This is a genomic window from Dyella sp. 333MFSha, assembly GCF_900102405.1.
GTDB lineage: Bacteria > Pseudomonadota > Gammaproteobacteria > Xanthomonadales > Rhodanobacteraceae > Luteibacter > Luteibacter mycovicinus.
The window spans coordinates 1-21,227 of the sequence record NZ_FNBR01000009.1 but is presented as its reverse complement, the minus strand read 5'-3'; the positions used below and the strand labels follow the sequence as shown (position 1 = coordinate 21,227).

Genomic DNA, 21,227 nt, shown 5'->3' with positions numbered 1-21,227 from the left:
TCGACGCTCCGTCCAGAATCAAGGCTCGTTGCCTTCAGTCGTCGTCGGCGTCTTCCGCATCGGCGTGGGTTAGACCACGTACTGTGGCGGCGGCGAAGCCGCGACGCAAGAGGAATTGCGCCCGCCGTGCCCGTTCAGCGGGGTCGGCCGAGGATCCGCCATAGCGCCGACGCAGCTGACCGGCGGCCAGATCGTCCCAATCGATGTCCGTTTCCTCCATCAACTGGCGGATCGTGGCATCGCTGACGCCCTGACTGCGAAGTTCGGCCCGGATCCGTGCCGGCCCATAGCCCTGCCCGGCCCGACTGCGGAACAACGAGGCGGCGAAGCGATCGTCGTCCTGGTAGCCCTGGTCGCCCAGCCGCTCGACGGCGGCAGTCGACTCATCACGCGTAAAACCGCCGCGATCAAGCTTCTGCCTGAGTTCGCGGCGGGAGTGTTCGCGCCGGGCAAGCAGCCCAAGCGCCTTGTCGTACGCGGTACGGGTGGGGCGATCGGCCTTGCCGTCGCCCTTCCCCGCGCCTTTATCAGACTTCCTCAAGCTCGTCGGCCTCGGTCGAGGCTTCGGACTTCGGACCGGCCTTGACCAGCAGGCGCGCTCGCAGTTCCGCGTCGACTTCGTTGGCCATGGCCGGGTTGTCGCGCAGGAACTGGCGGACGTTTTCCTTGCCCTGGCCGATGCGATCGCCCTTGTAGCTATACCAGGCGCCCGACTTGTCGATCAGGTTCTCCCGCACGCCCAGCTCGATGATCTCGCCTTCGCGCGAGGTGCCCTCGCCGTAGAGGATCTCGAACTCGGCCTGGCGGAACGGCGGAGCCACCTTGTTCTTGACGACCTTGACGCGGGTCTCCGAACCGATGACTTCGTCACCCTTCTTGACCGCGCCGATACGGCGAATGTCCAGACGAACCGAGGCGTAGAACTTCAGCGCGTTACCACCGGTGGTGGTTTCCGGGCTGCCGAACATCACGCCGATCTTCATACGGATCTGGTTGATGAAGATGACGAGGCAGTTGGTCTTCTTGATGTTGGCCGTGAGCTTACGCAGGGCCTGGCTCATCAGACGGGCGTGCAGGCCGACGTGGGAGTCGCCCATTTCGCCCTCGATTTCCGCCTTGGGGGTCAGCGCGGCCACCGAATCGACCACGACCATGTCCACGGCGCCCGAGCGAACCAGCATGTCGGCGATTTCGAGCGCCTGCTCACCGGTATCCGGCTGGCTGACGAGGAGATCGGCGACGTTGACGCCCAGCTTCTCGGCGTAGCTCGGATCGAGCGCGTGCTCGGCGTCGACGAAGGCCGCCGTGCCGCCGTTGCGCTGGCAGGACGCGATGGCCTGCAGGGTCAGGGTCGTCTTACCGGAGGATTCCGGGCCGTAGATTTCGACGACACGGCCACGCGGCAGGCCGCCGATGCCCAGGGCGATATCGAGGCCGAGCGAACCGGTGGACACGGTATCGATGTTGTCGTCGACACGGTCGCCCAGACGCATGACCGCACCCTTGCCGAACTGCTTTTCAATCTGGCCGAGGGCACTCGCCAGCGCCTTGCGCTTATTGTCGTCCATCGTGGTATCCGGTCTCGTGTGTAGGTGAGTATCTTGCCGGACCGTCGTCTCAGGGACTGCGATCCGCAATCCCCAAGTTTGCCATAGCCCGGACGGTTCAGCCCTTCAGTTCCGCAGTCATTCCAGCAAGTGCGGCCGCGACCGTCTGCCGCCGCACCGCCTCGCGGTCACCATCGAAATGGTGAAGCGTGGCGTGGGCATAGCCCCCGCGGCGCTTCCAGCCGATCCAAACGGTGCCGACAGGTTTGTCTGGCGTGCCGCCGGACGGGCCCGCGATGCCGGTCACCGCCACCGCGACACCGGCGCCATACCGGGCCAGTGCACCGGACACCATTTCCAGCACGGTCTCCTCGCTGACGGCGCCCGTCCGCTCCAGCGTGCGCGGGTTGACCCCGAGCAGCGACTCTTTCGCGCTATAGCTGTAGGTCACGACGCCGGCTTCGAACCACGCGGAACTGCCGGCCAGATCGGTCAGCGTCTTGGCGATCCAGCCGCCCGTGCAGGACTCGGCGGTCGCGACCATCACCCGGCGCTCCTGCGCGGCGGCGGCGACCTCCTGGGCCAGCGCCATGAGTTCGGCATCGGTGGGCATGAGGTCAACGGCCATCCGGGGATCCTGTCGGGCAAAGAGAGAACTTCTAACCCGGAAGGTGGCGGGCTGTCGATGCGAAGCCAACCCCAATCCGGACGATTTTTCAGAAAAGTTCTATGTACGACGCATTGTCGCGTCCGGCCAACGCCGCTACGATGGCAACCCATGATTGGCATGCAACGACGATCCTTAGTTGCCGACCCGTCGTCGCAAGCTGGTCCAGAGCGCCGCCCTCCCCTACCAACGCGTACTGCCCATCAAACCGTCTGCTTCGGCAGGCGCAGGAAGAAGCACCCTCATGAAAAGGAACGTCACTCGCAACGTGGCGCGGCTTCGCGTCGCTGTCGCCACCGCCCTGTTCGTCAGCACGCGGCCGTTCGCGCTGCCCGCGCCGCCGCTGCCGACCGTCCCGGACGACGTCCGCGCCGCTCTCGCGCCCGACGACCTGGTGCTCGCCTTCAAAACCGGCGAGTTGACCGGCAACGGCACGAAAGGGCTCGTCGTTGCCGTCTACCCCGGCGCACGTTACGTGGAAGAGCCCCGTCATGGCGGAAACAACCCATGCAAGCTGATCGTGTTCACCGATCACGAGGGCGCGTGGAAGGAAACGGCTCGCAGCGACAGCGCGGTTGACTGCGTCAACAACCCTTACATGAGTCGCCCGCAGGAAATGATGGGCATTTACGACCTGGAAATCGCCGCCGGCACCATCCGCTGGGCAAACGCGACCCATCGCCAACATCACACGTTCGAGTTCACTTACGACGCCACGAGAAAGCGGTGGAACGTCCATGCGATGACGCAGGACTTCCCTGTTGAGCGGTCAGCCGACCCCGACGCGCCCCTGGGCGCCGCCCACGGTGAAATCGTCTCGCCTCGCGACTTTCCCGTCACTCCGATGGAAGACCTCGATCCCGACCGCCTCTGGCCTCTGCTCGTCAAACACACCACAACCACGTTCTGAGCGGAGGGAACCGTGAGCACATTCAACCAACACTCGACGACACTGCTGAAGCGCGCGATCGACAAAGGAATCACCTCGCCCGCCGAGCTGGCCAATCTCATGGGCCAGGCCGCGGTGGAGTCGATGAACTTTCATCGCGTAAACGAAAGCATGATGTATTCGAGCGCGGATCGTGCGCTCAGCCAGATCAAAGGCCTTGGTTCCAGACACACCCGCGAGGAGGTCGACGCGGCACTGGCTACGCGAGATCCCGAGACCATTGCAAACCTCCTTTACGACACCCACCCCACGCTTGGTAACCGGGAGCCAGGGGATGGCTGGCGTTTTCACGGGCGCGGCGTGATCCAGCTGACCGGACGCTCCAATTACGAAAAGTTCGGGCGACTCGTGGGCGTGGACCTGGTCGAGCACCCGCACCTTGCCAGCGAGCCCGACGTTTCCGCCGATGTCGCCATCGCCTACTGGAAGGAACGATGCAGAGACATCGATCCTACGGACGTACGCGCGGCGACCAAGGCCATCAATGGCGGCAGCAATGGCTACGCCGAGCGCGTCGCGGCGGTGAATCAGTGGTCGACCGTCATCACGCCCGAGCTCGTCGAAGGGATCCGTAACCAGACCATCGGCACCGAAGACCTCATGGCGATGAATGCGTCGCACCACGCGCCGGCTTCTTCCACCCTGCGCGAGGGCGCTCGTGGGGATCGGGTGCGTGAACTCCAGACGCAACTGCATGACCTCGGCTACGCGTTGCGCCCGGATGGCGCTTACGGCAACGCCACACGGCTCGCCGTCATGGCGTTTCAGCAGAACCACGACCTGGTCGTCGACGGGATCGCGGGAGTGCGGACCGTCGATCAAGCCAGGACGGCGCATGAAACGCTCATGCAGAACAAGGGCCCATATGTCAGCGCACCCGACAGACCTGATGGAAATGTCACGCGGCAGACGTCGACGCACGACATGTTCGAGGCACTGTGCCGTTCGGGCGCCGAGGGCGACGTGGACGCCTTGTGCCGGGTCGGTCGGATCTATGGCGAAACGTTGGACGGGCAGACCTGGTTGCTTCAGGGTGAACGGAGCAACCAGCAGGCCCTGACCGATTCGCTCCCGGTGCAGCCCGCAGCGGAACAGGCGCCTACCCAGGTCGCGGAGCAAAGCGCTCCAGCGATGGCGCTCTGACATGCTGCCGATGACCCGGACCGACGCTGAAGAGATCACGGTCAAACTCGGCATGTTCGCTTCTGGCCTGCAGGGCCTGGGCGAGCGCCTGACGCGACAGGCGGAGTTGTCGCACGCCGAACTCGTCCGCGCGGCGGAGTCGCTTGCACTGACCGCGGAGACAAGCGCACGCGACGCGACCGCCGAACTTGCCCTGCGCGCTGGCGACGCGATCGTCGCCAGCGCCGCCGCTGCCGCCGGCGATCTCGAGCGTGCGATGACGCAGGCGTCGACCCGGCTGACACGTGCAAGTACGGCGCTGGAAGCGAACGTCCACGCCCTGAGACGCCTGCACGCCATCAGCGCGTGGAAGGCGCTGGCCGCCGCAGGCGCGGCGGCGGTCTTCGCGATCTGTGGCGCCTGCGTGCTCAGCTGGACGACTTACAAGCGTATGGACGACGCCGCGTGGTTCGACGAGGTGCAGGAAGCGCGCGCGCACGGGCGCCTGCAACCCTGCCCTGAAGGCGGCGTGTGCGTCTATGTCGGTAAACGCTGGCACCGCCTGGGCCACTGAGGGCAACGGTTGGCCGTTGCTCACATGTTTTTCAGGGCGACGCACATTGCCAGCACCGGCGCTCCTCCTTCAGCATGGCACCCCCGTTTTTGAATGCGGCAAAAACTCAGCCAGAGACACGGCTGTCGCACGAGTGACATCGCAAAGTGACAACGTTTGCATCCGCAAGGAAGCGTGCGCCTTGGTTTCAAGCGCAACCTTCACGAGACATACACATTCCAAACGTTCTCGTAAGCATTAACGCACGGCAAGAATGTGATCTGCGTCAACTTTCGGTTAGCTCAAGACATGATAAGGGCTGGATTTGTGTGATATTCGCCACAGAAAACGGTTATACAGCCCACTAGTCAGGAATGCGGCGTTGCGCTATCTTAACAACGTGGACTGAGATCCGCAGAAGCGTTTTGGGGAATCACTGGTTCGGTGCGGCAACTGCGAGTGGCGATATCTCTATCGCTCCGGGGGTCGTGCGGCCATTCTTTGCTGGCACGTAATGCAAGGGCGCGCAGGCGCTCGATACAGGATGTTCTATGGATGATTTGCATATCGCTCGGGGCCGGTTGGCCCGAGGTTCCAGCTCCTCCAGGGGAGTCCTTTGCCGTTGGCGCGCGTCGCGCCACGGCTCATCGACCGATACCGGTCTGGCAAGTCGCCAGGCGGCACGTTCCGTCGTCATTTTCGTAGCGATGTAAACGGTTTCTCGACCCCGCGTCCGGGCTTCCGCGACGAGGGCCGCTGATGTTTTCTGTTTGCTTTTCATGACTTACGAGCCACGCGTGAAAAAAATCCTGCACCCTGCCCTTACTCTCTTCCTCGTCTCCGGATTTGTCCTGCTGCTGTCCGCATGCGGCACGCCGCCGGCGAAGGACTTCGGCGGTCGCTGGCGTCCGGTCAACAAGTACGACGACAAGGTGGTCGAGATCCCGCTCGCCGTGCCTTATACGTATTACGCGGCGCCGATGGACGGGACGCTGAAGACGATGCTGACGCGGTGGACCACCGATACCGGCATGAAGCTGGCCTACAAGCTCCGCTCCGACTTCACGCTGCCCAAGACCACGTCCGCCATCCACACGACGGAGGTCCGCGACGCCGCGTCACAGCTCAGCGCGATCTACGCCGCGCAGGGCGTCGCAGTGGTCGTCGACGGACCGCAGTTGATCGTCGAGGAAGTGAGCGCGATCGCCCCGCCGACCGCGCCTGCCGCGCCGGCTCCGGCATCGGCGCCCAACGCCGCCGTCTCCACAGGCGATGCGGGCAACGTCGCCGCGACGCCCGATTCGAAGTAACCGCCAGGCAGCGCACTCACATGCTCAAGAAGAAAAGTTCGCCGAAGATCGACGCCGCCGTGCAACAGAGCGTCAACTTCGAAGTTACCGTTGCCGACATGGCCAGACGCAGCGAGCGTCGGGCTTGGATCGTTGCGCTTTGCTCGCTCGGGGTCTCGTGCATTCTTGTGGGTGGCTATTTCTACATGCTGCCGCTCAAGGAAAAGGTGCCGTACATCGTGATGGCCGACCCGTACTCGGGTACGAGCTCGCTCGCGCGCCTCACCGAAGACCTGGTCAACAAGCGGGTCACTACGAACGAAGCCGTCAATCGCAGCAACATCGCGCACTTTGTCCTGGCTCGCGAGGCTTATGACATCGCGCTGACCAACATGCGCGACTGGCCCACCGTGCTGACCATGGCCGCACCCGACGTTGCGCGGCCTTACATGAATCTGCACTCGACCAACAATGACAACAGCCCTTACAAGCTGTACGGCAAGAACAAGGCCGTTCGCGTCAAGATACTCAGCATCGTGCTCATTGGCGGTGGCCAGGGCTCGCCCCCGAAGGGCGCCACCGTACGCTTCCAGCGCAGCATCTACGACAAGACCAACGGCGCCACGTCGGTTCTCGACAACAAAATCGCGACGATGGAGTTCTCGTACAACCCGAACCTCCGCATGGACGATCAGAGCCGCGTCGAGAATCCGCTCGGCTTCCAGGTCACGAGCTATCGAGTCGACAACGATTACGGCTCGACGCCGCCGGCCGAAGTACAGGTCAATCCAGCGGCTACGGTCAACCCGAACGCGCCCGTCGCGCCGACCGCCCCGGGCGTGGATCCCGACGACCTGCCCGCTGCGGGTGCGGCGCCCCAGAGCGCTGCTCCGCAGGGTTACGCGCCCGGCGCGGCGACCAACGACACCCTTCAGCGCAGTGCGATGCCGACGGCTCCCATTCCGGTCGACGGCGCCTACGCCGCACCACCCTCCGCAGGAACCCCGGTTCCCGTGCCTTCCAACGCCGCACCTGCGGCTCGTTCGCCCCGTAGCGCCGCCAATGGAGGGCGCCGTTGATGAATCGACCAATCAAGCTGAGTCTGCGCACCGCCGTTGGTGCAGCCGCGATGTGCCTGGCGCCGTTCGCCATCGCCCAGACCGAGCAGAGTGCTCCCACGGCCGCGATGCAGGCGGTGACCGGCGTCACGTCCTATGAATACCAGCCCGATCGCATCTATCAGGTACGCACCGGCCTCGGCATTTCCACCCAGATCGAACTCAGCCCGAACGAAAAGATCCTCGACTACAGCACCGGCTTCAGCACGGGCTGGGATCTTACCCGGCGCGACAATGTGTTCTACGTCAAGCCGAAGAACGTCGACGTCGACACCAACATGATGATCCGTACGGCGACCCACTCGTACATCTTCGAGCTGAAGGTCGTGGCGACGGACTGGAAGACCCTTGACCAGGCTCGCCGTGCCGGCGTGCAGTACAAGGTCGTGTTTACCTATCCGTCCGACACCAGCTTCATGTCGGAAGCCAAGAAGGTCGAACAGGCGCCTGCGCTCGACACCTCGCTGGTCAAGGGTCGCGATTACAACTTCGACTACGACTTCGCGAAGACGCGCAAGACGCCGCCCTGGCTCGTGCCGATCAACGTGTACGACGACGGCCGCTTTACGTACATCAAGATGCCGGACCTCAAGCAGTTCCCCACGGGAAACTTCCCCACGGTGTACATGCGCGAGAAGGAACACGGCGAAGACGCAGTGGTTAATACCACCGTCGAGGGCAACACCATCGTCGTCCATGGCACGTACGCCTACCTGGTCATCCGCCACGACAGCAATGTCGTCGGTCTGCGAAGGAACACAAAGAAGTGAGCCCGAACAACCCCTATCACCCGGACGAAGAATCCAACGGCAGCAACGTGCCGCCGCAGGATCGTGCCGCCGAGCAGCACGATCCACTGGCAAACAACCCGTATTCGAACAATGCGCGTCAGACGCGACAGCCGGACCTCGACAGCGCCGCACCGCAGCTGACCTCGAACGACATGCAGCGCATGAATCGTAAGGCGCTGGGCCTGCTGGCGAGCATTGCCTTGCTCTTGCTGGTGATCGGTTTCTGGGTATTCGGCGGCAGCAGCACCAAGACCCCGCCGAAGGTCCGCGAAGAAACGGTCAGCATCCCCGAGGCACCGCGCGCTCCGCCGCCGATGCCGCCCGAGAATGCGCCGACTCCGCCGCCCGCGGATCCCATCGCACTGAAGGCACCGCCGGTCCCGTCGCAGATGCCGCCCATGCCGACGCAGCCGGAAGCGCCGCGTGGGCCGACGCTGCTCGAGCGACGCATCGCCGCGTCGAATGGCGGGACCAATGGCGTCGCCAACGCTCCGTCGCAGGAAGGCACCGGATTCAAGTTCCCGCCCGGGGCCTTCGGCGAGCAGACGCCTGCCGCACCTTCCATGAGCGCCAACGGCAACCTCGCCTACTCGGCGAAGGAGCTACCGGATGTGTCGAGCGCCACTCCGCTCACGCATCCGGACACGATCATGCTGCGCGGCACGTTCATCCGCTGCGTCCTCGAGACCCGCATCATCACGGACATCCCGGGCTTTACGTCCTGCGTCGTGACCGAACCGGTGTACTCGTTCACCGGCAAGCGCCTGCTTTTGCCCAAGGGCAGCAAGGTGATGGGCAAGTACGAAATGGAACCCAGCGGCCCGCGTGTCGCGGTCATCTGGGACCGTATCGTCACGCCAACCGGTATCGACGTGAACATGGCGAGCCCCGGTATCGACGCGCTCGGCGGTGCCGGTCATCCGGGCTACTACAACGCTCACTGGGGTAGCCGTATCGGTGCCGCCCTGCTGATCAGCCTGCTCAGCGACGCCTTTAAGTACGAAGCCGCCGAGCACGGCCCGAAGAGCACCACGATCAGCAATGGTGTCGTCACCCAGACACCGTTCGAGAGCAATACCGCGGACACCATTCAGCAGCTGGCCAATCAGGCCGTGCAGCGCCAGGCCAACCGCCCGGCGACCGTCACGATCAACCAGGGTACGGTGCTGGCAATCTACGTCGCCAAGGACGTTGACTTCACCGGCGTGGTCGCGAGGTATTGAGGGAACTATGGACGAAGGCGCGCTAGCACAGGTCAGCAACGACTTCCTCGATTACCAGTACGAAGTGCTGGGCGTGAGGGATTTCCTTGCGTCTTCGGATGTGACCGAAATCTGCATCAACCGGCCCGGCGAGCTCTATCTGGAGCGCAAGGGCGGCTGGCAGCGCGTGGACGTCCCGTCGCTGACGTTCGAGCGTGCGCGGCAGTTCTGTACCGCCGTCGTCAACGAAAGCAATACCGGTCAGCGCATCACGGACACGGATCCCGTGGTGTCGCTGACCTTCCCCACCGGCCAGCGCGCGCAATTCGTCATCCCGCCCGCCGTGGAAGCCGGTCGTGTGTCGATCACCATCCGTCTTCCGTCGAAGCAGACGCGTACCCTCGCTCAGTACAGCGAAGACGGTTTCTTCGACGAAATTCTCGAAGGTGCGAACACGATCAGCCAGGCTGACAAGGAACTGCTCGAACTACGTGCCGAGCGTCGCTATGCGGACTTCTTTCGCCATGCCGTGCTCAGCAAGAAGAATATCGTGGTGGCTGGTGCAACCGGCAGCGGCAAAACGACATTCATGAAGTCGCTGGTCGGTCACATCCCCGACGACGAGCGGCTGGTTACCATTGAAGATGCCCGCGAGCTGTTCATCGACCAGCCCAACGTCGTGCACCTGCTCTACTCCAAAGGCGGCCAGAGTGCAGCCAATGTAACGGCAAAGAGCTGCATGGAAGCCTGCCTGCGCATGAAGCCTGACCGGATTATCCTGGCGGAGCTGCGCGGTGACGAGTCGTTTTATTTCATCCGAAATTGCGCGTCCGGCCACCCTGGTTCGATCACAAGCTGCCACGCAGGCAGCGTAGAGCAGACCTGGGACCAGCTGGCACTGATGGTGAAGGCCTCTTCAGAAGGCGCTGGACTGGAATTCGCGACGATCAAGCGGTTGCTCATGCTCACCATCGACATCGTCGTACACATCAAGGCACATGCGGGCCGGCGCTATATCACCGGCATCGACTTCAACCCGGCTCGCGCACTGAGCGCGGACGGGGGGTAACACTTAAGACATCGGTCATTAGACAGGAGTTGTAACGGTGATACCGGGAATGGAAATGATGGCGTGCCCCAACCTTGCCGTACCGGCGGAGGTGATGCAGCACGTCGTCAACGTAGAGTCCAGCCGCAACCCGTACGCCATCGGCGTGGTGGGCGGTCAGCTCGTGCGTCAGCCCCAGAACCTCGGTGAAGCCATCGCGACGGTCAAGTCGCTCGAGGATCAGGGCTACAACTACTCGGTCGGCGCGGCACAGGTGAATCGCGCCAATCTCGGCAAGTACGGGCTGGACACCTTCGAGAAGGCCTTTGACTTCTGCCCCAACCTGCAAGCCGGCTCTCGCATCCTCCGCGAATGCTACGACAGCGCAGGAAAGGACTGGGGTAAGGCATTCAGCTGCTACTACTCCGGCAATTTCGTCACCGGATACCAGCACGGTTACGTGCAGAAGATATTCGCCTCAATGGCGCGCAGCGCGGGAACCGCGGTCGCAGCGGCCATTCCGCTTCAGGCGAGGCCGGTCCCGGTACGCGTCGTCAAGGTCGGCAACGGCATGAGGGGCGTGGTCGAAGACAGCCCCAGCTACCGCGTCGCCATGCGCAGCAGCGTGCTCGACAGCGCCGCCGCCGCGATGATCGGCACCGCCACGGGCGTCGCGCCCTCCAGTCGCATGGTCGCCATGCAGACAGTACCGGTGACCAACCCCGCGCTGGTGCAGACGCCACAAACGGCGCCCGGCGCGATCGTCACCGATCCCGATACCGCCGCCATCATGTCGCAGATCGGCGCACGCCTGCCGCAGGTCAATACGCCGTCGCAGGCCGGACGGATACAGACCGATCCATCGACCGCTGCGGCAATGTCGCAGATCGGTGTGTCGGCCGCGTCACCGACCGGCGCGCAAGCCGTACCGCCCGCACAGGATGCCGGCGGCATCTTCGTACCGCAGGTGCACGGACCCAACGACCCACCGCCGGGTGCCGTACGCCAGATGCAACAACCCCAGGGACGACCTGTCGACAACGCCGATACCCGAACGCAGTCAGGCGATGACGCTTTTGTCTTCTGATACGCAGGCCCGTGCCGGACGGATTCCGGGCGGCGCCATGGCACCGTTGGCTGCGCGGCACGCAGCTTTATCCGCTCCGTCGCATGTTGCGTCGGCGCAATTTGATTCAATCGCAACGAAGGAACCGAAAGATGGCCCTGTCCGCCCTCAGCACCACGATCGCCAAGTCCAAGCGCCCCTTGCTCAACACGGTCGCCCTGTTCGCCTTACTTGCCCTGGCCTTCCTGCCGGAGCTGGCGCTTGCTGACGACACCACCCAGACCAAGGTCTGCGGCTTCTTCGGAAGCATCAAGACCATCCTGAACGCCGCTTCCATCGTGGTCGTGACCGTCGCGGTCATCTTCTCCGGCTACCAGATCGCCTTCGCGCACAAGCGTATCGCGGACGTCACCCCGGCTCTGATCGGCGGCGTGATGATCGGTGCGGCTGCCCAGATCGCGAAGACCGTGGTCGGCTCGGACAATGATGAGTGCGGCGCCACCAGCGGCACGTCTCTGTTCCTCATGGACGTGATCAACTCCGCGATCCACCTCGTGTCGTTCCATGCATAAGAACGTACTGTTCCGCGGCTGCACGCGCCCGCCCATGTTCATGGGCGTGCCTTACGTGCCCTTCTTCATGGGTGCCGGCTCGTGTCTGCTGCTGGCCATGTACTTCAATTATTTCTTCCTCCTCCTCATCCCGGTGGTGATCTTCGTGATGCGCCAGATGGCGCGTCGCGATGAATTGATCTTCCGCCTGCTTGGCTTGCGCTTTCAGTTCAAGACAAGGGTCAGGAACGTACGGGAACACGACGGCATGTGGGTGTTTACACCCAACAACTATCGCGACCCGCGTAAAAAGGACAAGCGGTAAATCAAGGACCCACGCCCTGGCACCTCGTGCCAGGGCCTTTCGGCTTTCACGGTATCGACCACCATGTTCACACCCGACGCGCCCATCTCAGCCCACATCACTCTCTCCAGCCACGTCTCCCCCACCGTCGTGAAAACGACCGGCGGCGACTTTCTGTTGGTGTGGCGTCTTGGAGGACTACCTTTCGTCGGGCGAGAAGAGTGGGAGATCGAACACCGTCACAATACGTTCAACCGCATGCTGCAGACGCTGCGTGCGCCGGACTACACCAACGTCGCCTTCTGGGTGCACGACATCCGTCGTCGTCGCACCCTGCGCGACTCGTCGAAGTTCGGCCAGAAGTTCAACCAGGACATGTCGGATCAGTACTTCGACGCATTGTCCGGGCAGAAGCTCATGCAGAACGAGCTCTACCTGACCATGATGTACCGCCCGATGCCGGAGAACCGTCGACTGGCGGAGAAATCCACGAGCGTCGACCGGCTCCAGCAGGAGCAGGCACACGCGATCACAACCATTCTCGAGCTTGCGGGCAACGTAGAAGCCGTACTCAAGGATTACGCACCGTACCGTCTTGGCTTGTACGAAGCTTCGAACGGCATCGTGTTCTCCGAAATTCTCGAACTCTACGGATTCATTCTCAACCGTGTGGACGAGCCGGTGCCTGCGCTGAACGCGCCTGTCTACGACTACCTTGCCATCAGCCGCCAGCGCTTTTCGGCCAAGACCGGCGACTTCGTACTGACCACGCCCAGTGGCGTGAATCACTTTGGCGCGCTACTCAACATCAAGGAATACACCGACGGCACCTATCCAGGCATCCTCAATGGTCTGAAGTACCTGGATTTCGAGTACGTCATCACCCATTCGTTCACACCCATGGGCCGCACAAGCGCGCTGTCCGCGCTGGAGCGAACCAAGGGCATGATGATCTCCTCGGGCGATAAGGCCGTCAGTCAAATCATCGAGCTCGACCATGCAATGGATCAGCTGGCCTCGGGCAACTTCGTGCTTGGCGAGTATCACTTCACCATCGCCATCTACGCGCCCAGCCAGGACCTGCTGTCGCAGCAGATCGCATCGACGCGCGCGGAGATGTCCAACGCCGGCTTCGTCACGGTGAAGGAAGATCTGGCCGTCACCTCCGCGTTTTATGCTCAGTTCCCCGGCAACTGGAAGTTCCGTACCCGACTGGCTAACGTCAGCTCGCTGAACTTCCTCGGCCTGTCGCCGCTGCACAACTTCGCCACGGGTAAGAAAGAAAACAATCCGTGGGGCGAGTGCGTCACCACCCTGCAGACGACCAACGGCCAGCCGTACTACTTCAATTTTCACGCCACCCACCCCGCCGAGAACTCGCTGGGTGAGAAGGCCATTGCGAATACGATGGTCATCGGTAAGTCCGGTACCGGCAAGACCGCGCTGATCAACTTTCTGCTGAGCCAGGTGCAGAAGCTCGACCCCGCGCCGACAATTTTCTTCTTCGACAAGGACCGTGGCGCGGAGATTTTCGTGCGCGCCTGCGGCGGCAATTACCTCGCGCTCGAGAACGGCCAGCCCACGGGTTTCAATCCGTTCCAATGTGACCGCAGCGAAGAGAATGTCCAGTTCCTGGGAAACCTCATCAAAGTACTGGCCGGCAAGAGCGTATACAGCTCGCGCGAGGAAGAGGACATCTTCCGCGCCGTCGAAAACATGCTAGACACGCCGATCCACCTCCGCAACATGACGAACTTCCAGAAGAGCCTGCCCAATCTGGGCGACGACGGTCTGTTCATCCGCATGCGCAAGTGGACTGCCGGCAACTCGCTCGGCTGGGTGTTCGATAATCCGCGCGATACCGTGGATCTGACCAAGGCAAACATCATTGGTTTCGACTACACCGATATCATCGACAATCCGGAAGTCCGCGCCCCGGTCATCAACTACCTGTTGCATCGCCTGGAAGCGCTGATCGACGGTCGCCGTCTGATCTACGTCATGGACGAATTCTGGAAGATCCTCGACGGCAAGGGCGGCCTGAAAGAGTTCGCGAAGAACAAGCAGAAGACCATCCGTAAGCAGAACGGTATGGGCATCTTCGCGACGCAGAGCCCGGAAGATGCACTGGCCAGCGACATCTCGGCCGCGCTGATCGAGCAGACCGCCACCATGATCCTGCTGCCTAATCCGAATGCCAGCCGCGAAGACTACGTCGACGGCCTGAAACTGACCGAAGCCGAGTACCAGGTGGTGGTCGGTCTGGATGAGCGTTCGCGCTGCTTCGTCGTGAAGCAAGGCCACGCTTCGGCCGTGTGCCAGCTGAATCTGCGCGGCCTGGATGACGCCCTGGCGGTGATCTCCGCCTCGACGGACAACATTGAAATCATGCACGAGATTCTGCAGGCACGCGCTGAGAGCGAAGGCGTGTCGACCAATGATCTGAAACCCGAACAATGGCTGGAAGCCTTCTACGAAAACCGCAAGGGAAGCGGCAAAGGCCGGCCCTCACCCCGCCCAACGCCCTCCTCGTCCACGCGCGCCGCCTGACAGGGCGCGCTCAGATCGGTATCGAAATACGGAAACCATGGTATGAAAACGACATCTCGCAAGAACTTAGTCATCCAGGGCTTCGCCAAATGCTCGCTGGCGGCTGCAATTACCTTGGCGGCAGGGCTGAACATCGAACGCGCGGAAGCATCCGGCATACCAGTAGTTGATGCCGCCGCGCTGATCCAGCGCGAGACCTCGTTCGAAAAAGCCGTTGCAGATTTTGCGCAGACTGCGGCGCAGTATGGGAAAGAGATTGCACACTGGGAGAAGACTTACGAGTTCTGGCAGACGCAGCTCGTCAAACTTCAGTCCCTGCAGTTCGATATTTTCTCGATAACGCAGCAGTACAACGAAATCGCGCTCGATTATGGCGTCGCCGAACGATGCCCAGGCGTGTCGGCCGATGCCATTTCGCAATTGAAGTCGTCGATCATGTCAGCACTGACCACCGCGATCAACGCGGATGGCAATATCGTCGACAGGCAAAATCAGATCTGCACCGCGATGGTCGTAGCTGAGAACAAGAAGTACAACTTCACGGTCGCATACTTCAAAGAGCTGGAAAAGCAATCGAGCATGCTCACCCAACTCGCCGCCATTCGCGCATCGATCGGTCAATCCAATGCAAACATGGGCGCGCTCTCGGGCGACACGGGACGCTACAACGCCGCCATGGCTAAAGCAAAAGAGACGTGGGAGACGAATATCACGCAGCAAGACAACGAGATTGCCATGCTGAAGCAACAGCAGTCGATCTTCGCGCGTCGAGCCATGAACGGCCAGCCGACGCTGATCGGATCACTGGTGAATGCGGCCGTCCTCAAGGCTGCTCTCACCGTCGACAAGTAAGCCGGGCAAGATCGATTTGATGTTCACGGATGTCCATTACATAAGCAAGACCGTCGCAGGCACTGCCTGCCGGCACCGGAATCAGGGTTCACATGCCAACTAACGTCGCGGATTATATCTACTACCGGCTTGTCTACGACTATCTCAGCGATGAGATCAGCACGTTCGGCATGACCCTCATGAAAAACATGATGAGCTGGGCCAGCGGTATCGCCCTGGTGCTCGTGACGCTGTGGATCATGTTCCAGGGCTTCCGTATTTTGACCGGTCAGTCACGCGAGCCGCTGATGGCGACCGTCCTCAACATGGGACGCATTGCCGTTATCGTCGGCGCAGCGACGACCATGGCCTTCGCCGGATCTGATCTGCATACCTACCTGACCAAGAATCTCGACAAGGAGATCAACGGTGTATTCACAGGTAAAGACGACAAAACCACCTCGTCGTCGATCGATGAGAACCTCGCTTATACCCAGCTCGCCCTTTCCACTATCAACGGGGTCAAGGTCGTCCAGGGCGACGACGAGATGCAGTCAGCAAAGGATCGCTCGCTCTATATCGCAACCTTCGGCACCGCCTCCCCGCCTATGGCAGCCGGCGCGATGCTGCTTCTCTACCAGTTCGCTATGGCGCTGTTCATCGGACTCGGGCCACTCTTTATCCTGTGCCTCATCTTCGACCAGACCAAATCCCTGTTTCAGCGCTGGCTTATGTACGGCATAGGAACAATTTTTTCGATGGCGTTGCTCAGTGCGGTAGCGGCGATGGTGCTCGAGCTCACCGTGCGTGTAAGCATCGCGTTCTGGGTCAACCGTGGACTGAACACTTTGATGGGAAATCAGCCGGAAGGTCTGACGAGCGTCGCCATGCAGCAAGGCGGCATCGGTCTGCTGCTAAGTATTCTCATTGTTTCGGTTCCACCCATGGCGGCGATGTTCTTCCAAGGGACGCTGGGTAGTGCGCTGACTTACTCAGTGTTTCAGGGTGCGGGTGGTCGACCGGGGCCTCAGGGGCAGCCGCCGGGCTCAGGTACCACTTACGCGCCGCAGATGACTTCGAATCAGCCACATGCAGAAGGCTCATCCAGCGGTTCATTCTCGAGAACGTCGGCTCCGATACAGCCAATACAGCAGGACGCGACAAAGCCATCATCACAAGTGAGACCGGCCCAATGATCAGAAAGCTCTCGTTCCTCGCCATCATTTGGATCCTCGCTCCACTTGCGGCCGAAGCGGAGGGTGGGTGCCCACCCGGACAATATCCACAACAAGGTCAGGGATGGCAAACATGCGTACCGATCCCTGGCCAGCAAGTTTCGTCGCAAGCCACGCTTCCCGCTCCGGTCCAGTGGGGCTCACGCTGGCAGGCCATCGTTACCGATGCTGACAAGGGTGCCCTTGGGACCTCTACTGGCGCCGCCACAGAACAGGATGCTATACGTTCCGCAACAAGCGATTGCAGCGCAAAAGGCGGGCGCTCTTGCGAACTCCAAATTTCAGCATCCAACGGTTGTGTCGCTATGGCAGTGGGTGCTAAGCGCATGCTGACAAGGGCTGCAAGGACAAAAGAAGAAGCAGAATCGTTGTCCGTGAAAGCTTGCAACATGCAAGACGAGAATTGCAGCGTATATTATTCGGCCTGCTCTCTACCCGTACGCATCAAATAAAGTTCACCAAGTAAACTCGTATGCTCGACTGCAACCGCGCGCCGTATCACTGGGGCAGTTGGGCGAGGTTAGCGTAAGATTAATACTGTGCAATTAGATTGTACCGTTCGTCCGATGGCGAAAATGTTCTTTCAGCGAACGCTGGGTAGCGGCGCTGGTTTACCCGTTGTTCCGGGGCACGGGTCGCCGACTAGGGCCTCAGGGGCAGCCACCAGGATCCGGCGATTGGGATACTCCTTCCGGGGCTGTACCTGCACCTGCAAGCAGGACTACTCATTCGGAATCAGGAAATCAGGGAACTCACGGGCGCCCAAACCACTCCGTCTCCTACGATCACACTGCCTAAGGAGACGAATAATCAAATCGCTCGGACTTAAGCATTATGAAGTATCTTTTCTCGATCGCTCTCCTAATCTTGAGCGGTTTAGGTTGTAAGCCGGCAGCCGCCGAGGGCGGTTGCCCCCTGGCCAATATCCACAGTCTGGTCAAGGCTGGCAAACGTGTGTCCCAATCCCAGGTAGCGACAACCGTACCACTTCACAACCGCCCGTAAGGTGGGAGTCTCGGTGGCAAGCAATCGCCAGTGATACGCCAAAGGGAATTCTCGGAACCGCGACGAATCAGAAAAGCGAAGAGGCTGCCGAGCGTACCGCTATAAGCGATTGCCAATCGAAGGGTGGAACTGATTGCTCAGTTCGGATCACGAACGCGAATGGTTGCGTCGCGATGGTCGTCGGCGATAACGTGATGAATACGAATGACGCACCAACGAAGGCGCAAGCGGAAGATAAAGGCATTGCACTGTGCAATAAGGACGATGTGAATTGCAGGGTATATTACTCATCGTGTAGCCCACCGGTAAGATTGCAATAAACTGCACTAATTGAGGTACTCGCAGCATTGCGATGGCGAATGAGGTTCGCTTAATAGCTGACAAAGAAGGGAGCCAGCAACCTCATCGCCAAGGAAGAAAACGGCATAGTGGTCGGTGGTCCAGAATCTCGCCCGCAGCAAGCCTTCATATGCACATCAACGGGGCCAACTTCGTTCGGGGTAACTACGACACGCAACCGGCAAAGAATTACTCGCTGTAGATCGCGGCCGTCGGCAAAACATCCGGCGTGTCTAAGGCCCCATCACCCGTACAGGCCAGGCCACTTAAGCATATGCCGGAGCGGTGTCTTAATATTCGGTGGTTGATGGGATGCTGGTCGTTGTAGAAGTGGATACAGCCTTCGATTGTGCGCATGACGTGGGTCGCGCTTTCGAAAAAGCCGGTGCCCTCATCTTCGTCCAGACCAGATGCCTGTTTCAACGCGGGTTTGTGTACGGCATAGACACGATTTTTTCCATGGCGTTGCTCAGTCCGGTGGCGGCCATGGTGCTTCGGCTCACCGTGCATGCAAGCATCGCGTTCTGGGTCAACCGTGGGCTGAACACTTTGATGGGGAATCAGCCGGAAGGTTTGACGAGCGTCGCCAAGCAGCAAGGCGGCATCGGGCTGCTGCTAAGTATTCTCATTGTTTCGGTTCCACCCATGGCGGCGATGTTCTTCCAGGGGACGCTGGGTAGCGCGCTGACCTACTCGGCGTTCGAGGGTGCGGGTGGTCGACCGGGGCCGCAGGGGCAGCCGCCGGGCATGATCAAGGCACCAAGTTACGCGGGCCACGCGCAAAAAACGGGGGATCAACAAGCCGGAGGCTTCGAGCCACGCCTTTCCGGTACCACTCCTGTCGCACAAGCAGATGCAACGAAGCAATTTTCGAAAACATGAGGGTCTCGCTGTGATTCGCTCCTCCCTTTCTGTGCTGTCACTTGCGCTACTGTTCTTCGTAGCCGCTCCCGTTCGTGCGGAAGGCGGTTGCCCGCCAGGCCAGTATCCTCAGAATGGGCAGGGTTTCCAGACTTGCGTCCCCATTCCTGGGCAGCAACAGCAAACGCAGCAAGTGCCTGTAGCACGCTGGGCCGATCGCTGGCAGGCAACTGCAGCTGATATACCCAAGGGCATTCTAGGGACGTCCAAGGGGCTTGCGAATGCAGGTGATGCTGAGAAACAAGCTATAAATGACTGTCGAGAAAAAGGAGGCACTGCTTGCGAACTGCAAGTATCAGCAAAGAACGGTTGCATTGTGATGGTCGTTGGCGAAAAGACCCTGAACTTCAAGAGTGCAGCCACTGAGAGCGAGGCGAAGCTCGCTGCCTACGAGCAATGTAGCCGCACCAACTCCCAGTGCACCGTTCACTACGCTGAGTGCAGTCCGCCAGTTCGGATTCAATAGATACCCGCCGCCCATACGCCCTACTCGTGATCTGCTGCACTCCAGAGCTGACTGAGTCACTGCATATGCGCGATATTTTCTATGGCAGCCTTGTGTGCGGTCGCCGCCATGCTTCTTGAATTGACGATTCGCATAAGCATCGCGTTCCGGGTCACTCAAGAATGGAATTCGCTGACGGGAGATCAGCCCAAGGGCTTGAGTAGCGTAGCGATGTAACAAGGTGACAACGGTTTGTTCCTCAGCATCGTGGGCGTCTCCGAATCGCCTATGACGGCGATTCTTCCAGGGGACGCTGGGTAGATTCGCACGCTATTCGGTGTTCGGAGGCCCCGGCGGCAATGGCCGGCCCGGAGCGCAGGGGCAACCGCCCGATGCAACAGGGGGCGGCGGATACACCCCGCTGCATACTGATTCACATGGCCCGAATACGACAGGAACCAGCGCGGGCGGTTTTCGACGTAACGGATAACAACACCCGTCCAGACCGTGAACGACGACGTGAAAGTGCAGCCGAAATAAAGCGAGGTGACTAGTCTCATGAAAGAAACAAACTCATTGAGACGGCTGCTACGAGCAAGCTTCATCCTATGTGGCGTGCTTGCCGCTCAAGATACCTTCGCTCAAGTTTGTCCCCCCGGCCAATATCCGGTTGTTGGGCAAGGATGGAATTACTGCGCCCCGACTAAAATCAGCGACCTGCCTCCAGGCCTGTTCGGCCCGCACCAGTCTGCCGTGATCGATGGCAATCCCTCGTTGCGGACATTCCTTAAGGCATCTTGGGTACATCAGTGGACCAAGGTAGTTCAAGCGCGGCCGAACAAGTCGCAGCAGCAGATTGCAGGGAAAAAGGGGGCACTGCGTGTGAAGTTCAGGTCACAACTGGAAATTGGTGCGTCGCTATGATCTTTGGAGAAAAAAAGCTGAACATACAGAGCGTTGATACGAAAAGAAGAAGTTGAAAGAAAAGGCATCGATAGCCGCAACAAAGATGACCAGAACTGCCAAGTTTATTATTCGGCGTGCAGCGTAGCTCAGCGGATACGTTGACTCCCGTCACGTTGCCTCTCCGAAGATCGCAACCTCCTCATCTGCGGCAACGACGAGACAAGGCCAACCCGGTGGCATGATGCTTGGCGGCCCCAACTTCGCACTCCGGAAACCGATTCATTGCGCTTTGTTCCCAGCATCTTGCCGCTGATTATTTTGCTCATGCTATGCACAACCAAGTCCGCGCCTCTAAGAACGTAAGGGTATTTATGAAGTTCTTTTTTTCGACCTTTCTTGCTTTGTGTGCGATTTGTTGCATTCCGGCACACGCCGAAGGTGGGTGCCCACCCGGACAGTACCCGCAACAAGGCCAAGGGTGGCAGACATGCGTGCCAATTCCGGGCGCCTCGCAGGCACAAAGCCCGCCCTCGCCGGCTCCACGTTGGTGTCGACTCCCCGTAAACTTACTCCAGACATAAACCGAGGTCTCCGGGCAAAATATCCCCAAGGAGACCCACGATGCGCAAGAGCAAGTTCACCGAGAGCCAGATCGTCGCGACGCTGAAGCAGGTCGAAGGCGGCAGGCAGGTCAAAGATATGTGCCGGGAGCTGGGCATTTCCGAGGCGACGTACTACGCCTGGAAGTCAAAGTACGGCGGCATGGAGGCATCCGATGTGCATCGACT

Annotated in this window: 19 protein-coding genes and 1 pseudogene; 17 read left to right on the top strand and 3 right to left on the bottom strand. The window is 60.7% G+C overall.

Annotated features, from left to right (window positions below):
• Positions 1-34: 34 nt before the first annotated feature.
• The 3 genes from BLT40_RS19520 to BLT40_RS19510 all read right to left on the bottom strand — a co-directional run bounded on the left by BLT40_RS19520 (position 35) and on the right by BLT40_RS19510 (position 2,175).
• The gene (locus BLT40_RS19520; protein ID WP_036114731.1) at positions 35-541 is read right to left on the bottom strand and encodes a regulatory protein RecX; all 507 of its coding nucleotides are present in this window, start codon (positions 539-541) and stop codon (positions 35-37) included.
• Positions 528-1,568: a recombinase RecA gene (gene recA / locus BLT40_RS19515; RefSeq protein WP_036114733.1), complete on the bottom strand. Its 1,041-nt coding sequence runs from the start codon at positions 1,566-1,568 to the stop codon at positions 528-530. The genes BLT40_RS19520 and recA overlap by 14 nt, the downstream gene beginning before the upstream one ends.
• A 97-nt stretch (positions 1,569-1,665) precedes the next feature.
• Complete coding sequence (locus BLT40_RS19510) at positions 1,666-2,175, bottom strand: CinA family protein (protein ID WP_036114736.1); 510 nt, start codon at positions 2,173-2,175, stop codon at positions 1,666-1,668.
• Between the two features lie 283 nt (positions 2,176-2,458).
• On the opposite strand from BLT40_RS19510, the gene BLT40_RS19505 reads away from it, so the two are divergent.
• The 17 genes and pseudogenes from BLT40_RS19505 to BLT40_RS19410 all read left to right on the top strand — a co-directional run.
• Entirely contained in the window at positions 2,459-3,124 is a 666-nt protein-coding gene (locus BLT40_RS19505) for a hypothetical protein (RefSeq protein ID WP_079523010.1), read from the top strand.
• Positions 3,125-3,136: 12 nt separating this feature from the next.
• A complete protein-coding gene (locus tag BLT40_RS19500; protein ID WP_090356143.1) occupies positions 3,137-4,306 on the top strand; it encodes a peptidoglycan-binding protein in 1,170 nt (389 codons plus the stop codon).
• Position 4,307: 1 nt separating this feature from the next.
• On the top strand, positions 4,308-4,859 hold the full coding sequence (locus BLT40_RS19495; RefSeq protein WP_079523012.1) for a hypothetical protein: 552 nt from the start codon (positions 4,308-4,310) through the stop codon (positions 4,857-4,859).
• 758 nt (positions 4,860-5,617) lie between these two features.
• Positions 5,618-6,034 (top strand): annotated as a pseudogene (locus tag BLT40_RS19490) (hypothetical protein); the annotation flags it as partial.
• Between the two features lie 134 nt (positions 6,035-6,168).
• Positions 6,169-7,206: a VirB8 family type IV secretion system protein gene (locus BLT40_RS19485; protein WP_079523013.1), complete on the top strand. Its 1,038-nt coding sequence runs from the start codon at positions 6,169-6,171 to the stop codon at positions 7,204-7,206.
• A complete protein-coding gene (locus tag BLT40_RS19480; protein ID WP_239708995.1) occupies positions 7,206-8,015 on the top strand; it encodes a TrbG/VirB9 family P-type conjugative transfer protein in 810 nt (269 codons plus the stop codon). The genes BLT40_RS19485 and BLT40_RS19480 overlap by 1 nt, the downstream gene beginning before the upstream one ends.
• A complete protein-coding gene (locus BLT40_RS19475) occupies positions 8,012-9,259 on the top strand; it encodes a TrbI/VirB10 family protein (RefSeq protein ID WP_079523014.1) in 1,248 nt (415 codons plus the stop codon). The genes BLT40_RS19480 and BLT40_RS19475 overlap by 4 nt, the downstream gene beginning before the upstream one ends.
• A gap of 7 nt (positions 9,260-9,266) precedes the next feature.
• Positions 9,267-10,307 (top strand): P-type DNA transfer ATPase VirB11, encoded by a 1,041-nt coding sequence (gene virB11, locus BLT40_RS19470; RefSeq protein WP_043693053.1) that lies wholly within the window; start codon positions 9,267-9,269, stop codon positions 10,305-10,307.
• 49 nt (positions 10,308-10,356) lie between these two features.
• Positions 10,357-11,373: a transglycosylase SLT domain-containing protein gene (locus BLT40_RS20755; RefSeq protein ID WP_176167898.1), complete on the top strand. Its 1,017-nt coding sequence runs from the start codon at positions 10,357-10,359 to the stop codon at positions 11,371-11,373.
• Between the two features lie 131 nt (positions 11,374-11,504).
• Positions 11,505-11,924 (top strand): TrbC/VirB2 family protein, encoded by a 420-nt coding sequence (locus tag BLT40_RS19460; protein WP_043693050.1) that lies wholly within the window; start codon positions 11,505-11,507, stop codon positions 11,922-11,924.
• Positions 11,917-12,228: a VirB3 family type IV secretion system protein gene (locus BLT40_RS19455; protein WP_043693047.1), complete on the top strand. Its 312-nt coding sequence runs from the start codon at positions 11,917-11,919 to the stop codon at positions 12,226-12,228. The genes BLT40_RS19460 and BLT40_RS19455 overlap by 8 nt, the downstream gene beginning before the upstream one ends.
• Before the next feature lie 63 nt (positions 12,229-12,291).
• Positions 12,292-14,757 (top strand): VirB4 family type IV secretion/conjugal transfer ATPase, encoded by a 2,466-nt coding sequence (locus tag BLT40_RS19450; protein WP_079523017.1) that lies wholly within the window; start codon positions 12,292-12,294, stop codon positions 14,755-14,757.
• A 42-nt stretch (positions 14,758-14,799) separates the two neighbouring features.
• Positions 14,800-15,609: a hypothetical protein gene (locus tag BLT40_RS19445; protein ID WP_079523018.1), complete on the top strand. Its 810-nt coding sequence runs from the start codon at positions 14,800-14,802 to the stop codon at positions 15,607-15,609.
• A gap of 92 nt (positions 15,610-15,701) precedes the next feature.
• Positions 15,702-16,784 carry a TrbL/VirB6 family protein gene (locus BLT40_RS19440; protein WP_079523019.1) on the top strand — a complete coding sequence of 361 codons (1,083 nt, stop codon included), beginning with the start codon at positions 15,702-15,704 and terminating at the stop codon, positions 16,782-16,784.
• A gap of 1,695 nt (positions 16,785-18,479) precedes the next feature.
• Positions 18,480-19,049, top strand: a complete 570-nt coding sequence (locus BLT40_RS19425) for a hypothetical protein (protein WP_079523022.1) — start codon at positions 18,480-18,482, stop codon at positions 19,047-19,049.
• A 1,042-nt stretch (positions 19,050-20,091) separates the two neighbouring features.
• Positions 20,092-20,457, top strand: coding sequence for a hypothetical protein (locus BLT40_RS20700; RefSeq protein ID WP_254857345.1), 366 nt, complete (start codon positions 20,092-20,094; stop codon positions 20,455-20,457).
• A 603-nt stretch (positions 20,458-21,060) separates the two neighbouring features.
• A partial coding sequence (locus BLT40_RS19410; RefSeq protein ID WP_143025902.1) for a transposase occupies positions 21,061-21,227 on the top strand: 167 nt, incomplete at its 3' end.